Origin of the sequence: Streptomyces sp. NPDC048337, assembly GCF_043201175.1 — a bacterium.
Classification (GTDB): domain Bacteria; phylum Actinomycetota; class Actinomycetes; order Streptomycetales; family Streptomycetaceae; genus Streptomyces.
The window spans coordinates 92,808-101,869 of the sequence record NZ_JBICYR010000024.1; the positions used below are offsets into that span (position 1 = coordinate 92,808).

Below are 9,062 nucleotides of genomic sequence, written 5' to 3' on the forward strand. Positions count from 1 at the left end.
CTGTCCGAGCCGTAAGGCACCCCCCCGGGGCGGCGGGCCCCGGCGCAGGGCTCCGCCCCGGACCCGGGTCCGCCCCGACCCGGGTCCGCCCGCACAACGCGGCCGCCCCGGCACCGTTCGCACGGTGTCGGGGCGGCCGCGTCGTACCCGCCACCCCACCCGGGAGGGAAAAGGCAGGAGCCCTGCCGCTCTGCTCGCGCAGAGGTGACAGGGCTCCTTGGGTACTGCTATCCAACCGCGATTAAGGTTGGCCCAGGCGATTAGGCCGGGGTGACGTTCTCCGCCTGCGGGCCCTTCGGACCCTGCGTGACGTCGAAGTTCACCGTCTGGTTCTCCTCGAGGGAGCGGAAGCCAGAGGCGTTGATCGCGGAGTAGTGGACGAAGACATCCGGGCCGCCGCCGTCCTGGGCGATGAAGCCGAAGCCCTTTTCAGCGTTGAACCACTTCACGGTTCCGGTAGCCATGAGCCCTCCTATGGGCCAAAGGGTCGCCCTGCTCCAGAACCTGCTAAGAAGTCTGAAAACTACAAAAGCCTGCGGGTCACATTCTCCGCAGGCCTCGTACTGCAAGGGAAACCAAACTGCAACTTGCGTCGAGCCTAGCACGCACCCTGCGGCCGAGACCAGAGGGAAAGATCACGTCACTCGGACGTTTGAGACCCGCCGGAAGGCTGACGGCGACCCGGGGACTAGTCTCGCGATGTGGACGTCTATCGCAGCCGGCCCCGCGTCGGCCACATCCAGTTCCTGAACTGCCTGCCCCTCTACTGGGGGCTCGCCCGTACCGGCACGCTGCTGGACCTGGAGCTGACCAAGGACAGCCCCGAGAAGCTGAGCGAGAGCCTCGTCCGGGGGGACCTCGACATCGCCCCGATCACCCTCGTCGAATTCCTCCGCAATGCCGATCAGCTCGTCGCCTTCCCCGACCTCGCGGTCGGCTGCGACGGCCCCGTCATGTCCTGCGTGATCGTCTCGCAGGTCCCGCTGGAGCGGCTCGACGGCGCCCGGGTCGCCCTCGGCTCGACCTCCCGTACGTCCGTACGCCTCGCCCAGCTGCTGCTTTCCGAGCGGTACGGGGTCCGGCCCGACTACTACACCTGCCCGCCCGACCTGGGCCTGATGATGCAGGAGGCGGACGCGGCCGTGCTGATCGGCGACGCCGCCCTGCGCGCCTCGCTCCACGACGCCCCCCGGCTCGGCCTGGCCGTGCACGACCTGGGGCAGATGTGGAAGGAGTGGACCGGGCTGCCGTTCGTCTTCGCCGTCTGGGCCGCCCGCAAGGACTACCTCGCCCGCGAGCCCCAGGTCGTGCGCGAGGTCCACGAGGCCTTCCTCTCCTCCCGGGACCTGTCCCTCGAAGAGGTGTCCAAGGTCGCCGAGCAGGCGGCCCGCTGGGAGGCCTTCGACGCGGACCTGCTGGAGCGGTACTTCACGACGCTCGACTTCCGCTTCGGCCACGAACAACTGGCCGGCGTAAGGGAATTCGCGCGCCGTACGGGGGCCACGACCGGCTATCCCGAGGACGTCTCCGTCGAGCTCCTGGGCGTGGCCGCCGCGGAGCACTGATCGGAATGCCCGGCGGCAGAGCGGGGAGGCCCTGGAAGATCCGGGAATGACGGGATGCGCCGTCCCCCCTGAATTCCCCTCCTTTTCGCATTCCCGTCACCCGCCCGGAATGCGAAACGGGAATACGGGGCCCGCCCGGGCGCCCGCCGAGGAGCGGGGCGCCGCCGGACCCGGCCAGTCGATCCACCCGGCTTCCGGCCCGGCCCGCCCGCGGAGCCCCTACTGTGCTGCTTGGCCAGGTGGGACGAGGGGCCCGGGAAACCGGGCGATGGGGGGACGGGATGCAGCCGCTGGAAGCCGGCGAACCGCGGACCATCGGCGCGTACCGGCTGCTCGGCCGGCTCGGCGCCGGCGGGATGGGCCGGGTCTACCTGGGGCGCAGTGCGGGCGGCCGGACCGTCGCCGTCAAGATCGTGCACCCGCACTTCGCGGCCGACGAGGAGTTCCGGGCCCGGTTCCGCCGCGAGGTCGAGGCCGCCCGGCGGGTGGGCGGCGAGTGGACCGCGCCCGTCCTCGACGCGGACCCCGAGGCTCCGGTGCCGTGGGTGGCCACCGGGTACGTGGCGGGGCCCTCCCTGGACCGCGCGCTGGCCGCGCACGGGCCGCTCCCCGAGGCCTCGGTACGGGCCATCGGCGCGGGTCTGGCCCGCGCCCTGGTGGCCGTGCACGGGCTGGGACTCGTACACCGGGACGTGAAGCCGTCCAACGTGATGCTGACCCTCGACGGGCCCCGGCTGATCGACTTCGGGATCGCCCGGGCCACGGACGGCACGGCCTCGCTCACCTCCACCGGGGTCTCCGTCGGCTCGCCGGGCTACATGTCCCCCGAGCAGATCCTCGGCAAGGGCGTCACCGCGGCGGCCGACGTGTTCTCGCTCGGGGCCGTCCTGGCCTTCGCGGCGACGGGGCGGCCGCCCTTCACCGGGGACAACTCGGCGACCCTCCTCTACAAGGTCGTCCACGAGCCGCCCGAGCTGGGCGCGGTCCCGGCCGGGGAGCTGCGCGGGCTGATCGAGGCCTGCCTGGCCAAGACGGCCGCCGACCGCCCGACCCCCGAGGCCTTGGCCGCGGCCCTCGGCGGCGCCCTGGGCGCACCCGGCTGGCTGCCCGCACCCCTGGTCGAGGAGGCCAGCCGCGCCGCGGTGGCCCTGCTCGACCTGGACGCCGATCCCTCCGGGGGAGGCTCCGCTGTGGGCGGCTCCGCCGGTGCCCCGTGGGCGGCCGCCGGGGCCGGCGCGGGGGTTCCGGACGCCGCGTCCGGGCCGGTGCCCTTCACCTCCGGGTCGCACGGGGGCCCGGCGGGCGTCGGCTTCGGGAGGCCCGACCCCTCCTACGGCGGCCAGGGCCCGTCCCCGGCTGGCCCGTACGGCTCTCCCGGCACCGCCGGCGCCGGGGCGTACGGGGCCCCGACCGGGCCGGTGGGCGGAGGTGCGGGCGCCCACGGCGGAGCCGTCCCGCCGGGCGCAGCTTCCGCCACGGGCGGCCCGTACGGTGCTTACGGGCCCTACGGGCCGCCGCCGGTGGACGGCGCCGGAGCACCGGACGGGACGGCGGGCCCGTACGGAAGCCCGGCAGGGACGGTGGGCGGCGGAGTCCCGCAGCCCCGCACCGCCCCCGACGGGCGGCAGCTCACGGTCCGCGCCGCGGGCCGCCGCTTCAGCTGCACGCTCGTGCTCGCCGCGGCGGCGGTCCTCGCGCTGCTGTCCGGCGGGCTGTACGGGATGGACCTGCTGCCCGGCCAGGGCGGCGGGCGCCGGGACACGGCCGAAAGCGGCCCGCAGACCTCGGCGCCCCCGAAGGGAGCCACCCCGTCGGCTGCGGCCACCCCCTCCTCGGCGGCCCCGAGCGCGAGCGGAACCCGTACCGACGTGCCCAAGGAGCTCATCGGCACCTGGAAGGGCACCGTCACCACCGGCCGCCTCGGCGTCTCCTCGGAGTTCGAGATCACCATCAAGGGCGGCAAGGTCGGCGAGGTCGTCGCCCGGGACAAGTCGATCCTGGCCGTCCTCGGCACCGACTGCAGCGGCGACTGGAAGCTCGCCTCCGCCACCGACCGCTCGCTGGTCCTGGACACCGCGGGCGGCCCCAACCCGGCCCCCGGCATCTGCTCCAACGGCTCCGCCGACGAGCGGTTCACCCTCAACCCCAACGGCACCCTGCACTACAAGTCGGGCGACAGCCCGGCCGGAAACCCCGAGGGAGACCTCACCCGTAGCCCCTGAAATCGACCGCCAGGCCCTGGCGTAGGCTGGATCGGTCCGGACCTTGACACAGACACACCGCCGAAGGGTGACTCACCGGTGACCGACCAGGCCGTTCTCCAGTCTGTCCTCGACCGCGCCGCCGCGGGGGGCCGGATCACCAAGGAAGAGGCGCTCGACCTCTACCGCCACGCGCCCCTGCACGCGCTCGGCCAGGCCGCCGACGCGGTGCGCCGCCGCCGCTACGCCGGCACCGAGCACATCGCCACGTACATCATCGAGCGGAACATCAACTACACGAACGTGTGCGTCACGGCGTGCAAGTTCTGTGCCTTCTACGCGGCCCCCAAGGACACGAAGAAGGGCTGGTCCCGGGACCTCGACGACATCCTGCGCCGCTGCGCGGAGACCGTGGAGCTCGGCGGCACGCAGGTCATGTTCCAGGGCGGGCACCACCCGGACTACGGCGTCGAGTACTACGAGCACCACTTCTCCGCCATCAAGAAGGCCTTCCCGCAGCTGGTCATCCACTCCCTCGGCGCGTCCGAGGTCGAGCACATGGCCCGCATCTCGGGCGTCTCCGCGGAGGAGGCCATCCAGCGCATCCACGCCGCCGGTCTCGACTCCTTCGCCGGCGCCGGCGCCGAACTGCTGCCGGAGCGCCCGCGCAAGGCGATCGCCCCGCTCAAGGAGTCCGGCGAGCGCTGGCTGGAGATCATGGAGATCGCCCACAGGCTGGGCGTGGAGTCCACCTCCACCATGCTGATGGGCACCGGCGAGACCAACGCCGAGCGCATCGAGCACATCGCGATGATCCGGGACACCCAGGACCGTACCGGCGGCTTCCGCGCCTTCATCCCGTACACCTACCAGCCCGAGAACAACCACCTCAAGGGCCGCACCCAGGCGACGATCTTCGAGTACCTGCGCATGATCGCGATCGCGCGCCTCTTCCTCGACAACATCGCCCACATCCAGGGCTCCTGGCTCACCGTCGGCAAGGAGGCGGGCCAGCTCTCGCTGCACTACGGCGCGGACGACCTCGGCTCGATCATGCTGGAGGAGAACGTCGTCTCCTCGGCCGGTGCCAAGCACCGCTCCAACCGCCAGGAGATCATCGACCTGATCCGCAAGGCGGGCCGCACCCCGGCGCAGCGCGCGACCACGTACGAGCACCTGCTGGTCCACGACGACCCGGCGAACGACCCGGTCGACGACCGCGTCGTCTCGCACATCTCCTCCACCGCCATCGAAGGCGGCACCGCGCACCCCGAGCTGAAGCTCATCTCCACGAACTGACCCGGCCGACGATGCTGACGCTGCACACCGCCGAACTCCTCGTCGCCGGGCCCGGTTCCGCGCCCCTGCCCGGGGGCGCGGTCCTCGTCGAGGGCGACCGGATCGCCGGAGTGGGGCCGTTCGCGGACCTCGCCGCGGCGTACCCGCACGCGCGGGCCCGCCGCTGGCCGGGGGTGCTCACCCCGGGGCTGCTGGTGCGCGGCGGGGACGTGCTGCTGGAGCGGACGTACTACCCCGACGACCCGTACGAGGTCACCGAGCTCGGCACCGACCCGATCAGCGGGGCGGCGGAGCTGGAGGAGCTGAAGATGACCGAGGCGCGGTGGGGCAACAGCGCCCGGCGGGGCACCCAGAAGCTCCTCGCCCGCGGGGTGGTGGCGGTCACCGGCCGCTTCACGATCCCGGCGGTGCGGACGGCTGTGGTCCGCTCGGGGCTCACCGTGCTGCCCCCGGCGGCCTCGACGCCGACGACGCCCTCCCTGGACCCGTTCGCCGGGCGGGGCGCGGCCGAGGAGGCCTTCTACGGGGTGCTGGAAGCGGGCGCTCCGGCCCGCTTCGCGGTCTTCGCCGTGGCGGACGCGGGGGAGCTGGCGGCGCGGGGCGCGACCAGCTGCGTGGCCACCGTCATCGGGGGCCGGCTGCTGCACCGCCGCCGCTGAGGGAGTCGTCCGGAGGGGTGGAGCCGCTCTGGCGGGCGAGGGCAGCGAGGAGGCAGGCCTGGAGGCGGCTGATCCCGCCCAGCTTCGCCCGTATGTTGACGACGTGGAACTTGACCGTGCTGACGGACAGTTGCAGCTCGGCGGCGAGCTCCGCGTTGGACGCGCCGGTGGCCAGGCACAGGAACACCGCGGACTCCTGCTCGGTGAGCTGGGCCTCCGGAGGCACCTGGGCGTCGTACGAGGGGAACCACGCGGGGACGCTGAAGCTGACGACGCGCACGGTTTCCACTCCCAGACCCCCGGCCGGCTCCTTCCGTGGGCCGGCTCTCCCGCCTAAGGGACGCTCGGGCCGGACAGATAAGTTCCGTTCGCGTCGAACGGCCAGGCGTTCGACTTGCAGCCGAGCAGCCCCTTGATCTGCTGCATCATCGCGGGCGCGGGCTTGCCCGGGCCGGGGCAGGTCTCGTGGTCGCGGCCGATCTCGTGCCCGACCTCGTGGTTGACGATCAGCGCCCGGTACTCCTCCACCGGCCCGCTGAACTGCGGCGATCCCTCCTGCCAGCGCTTGAGGTTGACCACGACGGTGTGCCCGGCACGGCAGTTGGTCTCGCCGATCAGCTCGGGGGTGACCACCTCGCACAGGCGGTCGGTGGTCGTGGGCGTCGCGATCTTCACGGTGAAGTCCACCGGCTGGCCCGGTCCCGCGAGCTGGAAGGCGTACGCCGGGTCCCTGGTCCAGCCGCGCGGGTCCGCGAGGATCGCCTCGACGGAACGGGCGGCAGAGTCCGGGTCCACGCCGCTGCCCTCCTCGACCTCGATCCGCCAGCGGCGCACCGTCCCCTTGCCCTGGGGGCTGCCGGACGTGGCGGAGGCCTTGAAGGTGCCGGATCCGGAGACGGGCGTGGCCGGAGTGGTCGAGCCGCCGGGGGAGGGGGTGGGCGGGGCGGTGGCCGGCTTGGAGGGCGCGGGGGAGGAGGCGGCCGGGGAGGGGGACTTCTTGCCGCCCTGCGGGGCCGCGTCCGAACCCCCGGAGTGGTGCCCGTCCTGCGACTGCTCCGGCCGGACCGCCGTCCGGCCGTCCGCGACGTTCGCGGGCTCGTCCCCGGGCACCATCGCGTAGGCGGTCGCCGAGGCGGCGACGAGCGCCACCGAGCCGAGGATGATCGTGCGCCGCAGCCGCCTGCGCCGCTCGGCCCGGCGCCGGGCGCGCGGGCTCGTACGGGAGTGGCCGGTGTTATGGCCTGCCGGCATCGTGAACCCTTTGTTCGGGGCGGCCGCCACGGATCCGGCTGGTCAGGTCCGCGATCCGGCGGGTGACCGTCACCGGGCGCCGCACCCGCCCCAGTCAACGCGCCCGGGGGCCCCGGCGGCAACTGTCCTTCGGGCCAGTACGGGGGGACGGGTGCGGGCCTGAGAGGATGGGCCCGTACCGGTCGATCCGCATTTACACACCGAGGGGCGAACGCCAGTGACCCGCGCTTCCCTGGACAAGCAGCCGCACGAAGTCGCCTCCATGTTCGACGGGGTCGCGGCCAACTACGACCTCACCAACGACGTCCTCTCCCTCGGCCAGGCCCGGCTGTGGCGCAAGGAGGTCGCCAAGGCGGTCGGCGCGCGCCCCGGACAGCACGTCCTCGACCTGGCCGCGGGGACCGCGACCTCCTCGCTGCCCTTCGCCGCCACCGGCGCGTACGTCGTCCCCTGCGACTTCTCGCTCGGCATGCTGCGGGAGGGCAAGAAACGCAACCCGTGGCTGCCGCTGACCGCCGGCGACGCGACGAAGCTCCCCTTCAAGGACGGCGTCTTCGACACGGTCACCATCTCCTTCGGGCTGCGCAACGTCCAGGACACCGATGCCGCGCTGCGCGAGCTGTACCGGGTGACCAAGCCCGGCGGGCAGGTCGTCATCTGCGAGTTCTCGCAGCCGACGTGGGCCCCCTTCCGGACCGTGTACACGGAGTACCTGATGCGGGCCCTGCCGCCCGTGGCCCGGGCCGTCTCCTCCAACCCCGACGCGTACGTGTACCTCGCCGAGTCCATCCGCGAGTGGCCCGACCAGCCCGCGCTGGCCGCGCTGCTCCAGAAGGCCGGCTGGGGCAAGGTCGCCTGGCGCAACCTGAGCGGCGGCATCGTGGCGCTGCACCGCGGCACGAAGCAGTAGCCCCCGGTGGACTACCAGACGCTGCTGGAGCAGGTCGCCGAGGACATCGCCCCGCTGATCGGCAGCGGCACGCCCGCCGAGTACATCCCGGCGCTGGCGTCCGTGGAGCGGCGGCGGTTCGGGATGGCGATCGTCGACCTCGACGGCAACGTCTTCGGGGTCGGGGACTGGCAGGTCCCCTTCTCCACCCAGTCCATCACCAAGGTCTTCGCGCTGGCGCTCGCGCTGGCGGAGGGCGGGGACAGCCTGTGGGAGCGGGTGGGGCGGGAGCCGTCGGGCAACCCGTTCAACTCGCTGGTGCAGCTGGAGTACGAGAACGGCATCCCGCGCAACCCGTTCATCAACGCGGGCGCGCTCGTCGTCACCGACCGGCTGCAGACGCTGACGGGTGACGCGAGCAGCGAGGTGCTGAGGTTCCTGCGGGAGGAGAGCGGGAACCCGGACATCGCCTTCGACGCGGAGGTCGCGGCCTCGGAGCACGAGCACGGCGACCGGAACGCCGCCGTCGCCCACTTCATGGCCTCGTACGGGAACATCGACAACCCGGTACCGGCGCTGCTGGACCACTACTTCTGGCAGTGCTCCATCGAGATGACCTGCGCGGATCTGGCGCGGGCGGGGTTGTTCCTGGCGCGGCACGGGGTGCGGGCGGACGGGACGCGGCTGCTGACGCGGAGCGAGGCGAAGCAGATCAACGCGGTGATGCTGACGTGCGGGACGTACGACGCGGCGGGGGAGTTCGCTTACCGCGTCGGGCTGCCGGGCAAGAGCGGGGTCGGCGGCGGCATCGTCGCGGTCGTCCCCGGCCAGTGCGCGGTGGCGGTCTGGAGCCCGGGCCTCGACGCCCAGGGCAACTCGGTCGCGGGCGTGGCGGCCCTGGACCGCTTCACGACGTTGACGGGGTTGTCGGTGTTCTAGGGGGGCGTACGGGCTCACGCGGGTGCGGGGCTTTCACCCCCCTAGCTCCCGTCTCCGGGGCGGTGGTTGCCCACCCGCCCCCTCGGTGCTGGGGCGGACCCGGCCGTCCTGTGGGGCGGGGCCGGGTGTGGTCGGGACCTCAGCTGGGCGGAATCAGGGAAGGTTTGGGGGTTTCCCGGCTGTCCCATCGTCCTTCCGTGTCGGGCCGGTCCCTCAAGGGCGCTCCTGCGTCGCGTCGCTTCGCGATTTCGCTTCGCTC

General features: G+C 73.0%; 9 protein-coding genes. 6 read left to right on the top strand and 3 right to left on the bottom strand.

Annotated elements, in window-relative coordinates:
* Positions 1-260 precede the first annotated feature (260 nt).
* On the bottom strand, positions 261-464 hold the full coding sequence (locus ACGFYU_RS30935) for a cold-shock protein (protein WP_030012116.1): 204 nt from the start codon (positions 462-464) through the stop codon (positions 261-263).
* A gap of 237 nt (positions 465-701) precedes the next feature.
* Between ACGFYU_RS30935 and ACGFYU_RS30940 the strand changes: the two genes are divergently transcribed.
* The 4 genes from ACGFYU_RS30940 to ACGFYU_RS30955 all read left to right on the top strand — a co-directional run bounded on the left by ACGFYU_RS30940 (position 702) and on the right by ACGFYU_RS30955 (position 5,724).
* The gene (locus ACGFYU_RS30940) at positions 702-1,565 is read left to right on the top strand and encodes a menaquinone biosynthetic enzyme MqnA/MqnD family protein (protein ID WP_393830615.1); all 864 of its coding nucleotides are present in this window, start codon (positions 702-704) and stop codon (positions 1,563-1,565) included.
* Positions 1,566-1,846: 281 nt separating this feature from the next.
* On the top strand, positions 1,847-3,787 hold the full coding sequence (locus ACGFYU_RS30945; protein WP_393830616.1) for a serine/threonine-protein kinase: 1,941 nt from the start codon (positions 1,847-1,849) through the stop codon (positions 3,785-3,787).
* A gap of 78 nt (positions 3,788-3,865) precedes the next feature.
* Complete coding sequence (mqnC, locus tag ACGFYU_RS30950) at positions 3,866-5,065, top strand: cyclic dehypoxanthinyl futalosine synthase (RefSeq protein ID WP_393830617.1); 1,200 nt, start codon at positions 3,866-3,868, stop codon at positions 5,063-5,065.
* 11 nt (positions 5,066-5,076) lie between these two features.
* On the top strand, positions 5,077-5,724 hold the full coding sequence (locus ACGFYU_RS30955) for a hypothetical protein (RefSeq protein WP_393830618.1): 648 nt from the start codon (positions 5,077-5,079) through the stop codon (positions 5,722-5,724).
* On the opposite strand, the gene ACGFYU_RS30960 is transcribed toward ACGFYU_RS30955, so the two are convergent.
* Complete coding sequence (locus ACGFYU_RS30960; RefSeq protein WP_393830619.1) at positions 5,690-6,004, bottom strand: response regulator transcription factor; 315 nt, start codon at positions 6,002-6,004, stop codon at positions 5,690-5,692. The two genes, ACGFYU_RS30955 and ACGFYU_RS30960, sit on opposite strands and share 35 nt — an antisense overlap.
* Positions 6,005-6,057: 53 nt before the next feature.
* Positions 6,058-6,975, bottom strand: a complete 918-nt coding sequence (locus ACGFYU_RS30965; protein WP_393830620.1) for a DUF3152 domain-containing protein — start codon at positions 6,973-6,975, stop codon at positions 6,058-6,060.
* 217 nt (positions 6,976-7,192) lie between these two features.
* On the opposite strand from ACGFYU_RS30965, the gene ACGFYU_RS30970 reads away from it, so the two are divergent.
* The gene (locus ACGFYU_RS30970) at positions 7,193-7,885 is read left to right on the top strand and encodes a demethylmenaquinone methyltransferase (protein WP_385181201.1); all 693 of its coding nucleotides are present in this window, start codon (positions 7,193-7,195) and stop codon (positions 7,883-7,885) included.
* Between the two features lie 6 nt (positions 7,886-7,891).
* Complete coding sequence (locus ACGFYU_RS30975; protein WP_393830621.1) at positions 7,892-8,803, top strand: glutaminase; 912 nt, start codon at positions 7,892-7,894, stop codon at positions 8,801-8,803.
* The last annotated feature ends 259 nt before the right edge of the window (positions 8,804-9,062 follow it).